Source organism: Streptomyces tropicalis (assembly GCF_029269835.1).
Taxonomy (GTDB): Bacteria; Actinomycetota; Actinomycetes; order Streptomycetales; family Streptomycetaceae; genus Streptomyces; species Streptomyces tropicalis.
The window spans coordinates 1-1,220 of the sequence record NZ_JARJBB010000090.1; the positions used below are offsets into that span (position 1 = coordinate 1).

Consider the following 1,220-nt stretch of genomic DNA (forward strand, 5'->3'; position numbering starts at 1 on the left):
GCTCGAGCGCGGTTGAGTCGCCGGGGGCTTCGGCCTGAACCGCCTGGTGGATGTAGCGGGCGGCCTCGGCGGCGATGGCCCGGGTGCGCGGGAAGAACCGGGTGGAGGCGAAGGCGTGGTTGGCTCGCTCGCTCTCGTCGGCGTTCTTCACCAGGACTGCTTCGACCGTGGCGTCGAGGAGGGGCTGGTGCTGTTCCAGGGCGTGCAGCACGGGTGCGGCACCGTCGCCGCCGGCGTCGATGCCCTCTTCCCACAGCTTCGCCGCGTCCTTGGCGTCCGGAGCGGTGGTCACCGTGGTGGGCCCGGCGGCCTTCACCAGCAGATCCCATTTGTCGAGCAGCACCTTGCGACCGCTCTCGTCCGCATCCAGAAACACGATGTGGGGGCGCGGATTGTCGGTGTCGAGGCCGCGCAGGACGGTGAGCTGGCGTTCGGTGAACGCGGTGCCCATCGGGGCGCCGACCACGGGCCGCTGCTCTATCGGCAGCGTGGCGGCCGCTCGCGCGACAGCGATCACATCGAGGTAGCCCTCAACACTGACCCGGGGCCCGCTGCTGCTGGCCAGGGCCTCGGCCTGCGCGGGATGGTGGAGCCCGAAGACGAGATCGCTCTTGTTGAACAGGTCCGCGTCGTTCGAGGTGTTGAGGTACTTCGGTCCCCCGCGTCCCTTGGCCTGTTCGTCCGTCTCGCCGGGCCGGTCGACGCGCCGTCCGCTGAAGCCAACGATGTCCTGGTTCTCGTCGTGGATCGGGAATATGATCCGGTCGGTGAACGCGTCGATGAGCGTGCCGATCCTGCTGGTGACAGCGAGGCCTGCGTGCAGGAGCTCGTCTTCAGTGAAGCCCTGGGCCATCAGCTCGCGGGTCAGCACGTCCCAGCGGCCGGCGCCACGATCGGAGGGGGCATAGCCCAGGTGCCACTCCTGCTGTACCTCGGTGGGGAGCTGGCGTTCGTCGGTCAGGTAGGTACGGGACAGCTCGGCATGCGGATCGCTGCGCAGGTGCTCGGCGAAGATCTGAGCAGCCGCACGGTTGACGGCAATCAGCCGCTCGCGCGGCACACCGGCCTGAGTGCCGGATGCATCCTGCAGGGCGCCCTGGCCTACATGGGGGGTGTGCTGGAAGTCGACGCGGTAGGCGGCCAGGCTCTTGTCGGGGTGCTGTCGGATCGCCTCGTGCAGGACGGGGCGGAGTCTGTCGGCGAGCTCGCGGTCTCGTGCG

1 protein-coding gene is annotated in these 1,220 nt (G+C 69.2%); it reads right to left on the reverse strand.

Features of this window, described 5'->3' with window-relative positions; all coding sequences use genetic code 11:
- On the reverse strand, positions 1-1,220 hold a 1,220-nt coding region (locus tag P3H78_RS33130), incomplete at both ends, for a toprim domain-containing protein (RefSeq protein WP_276112877.1).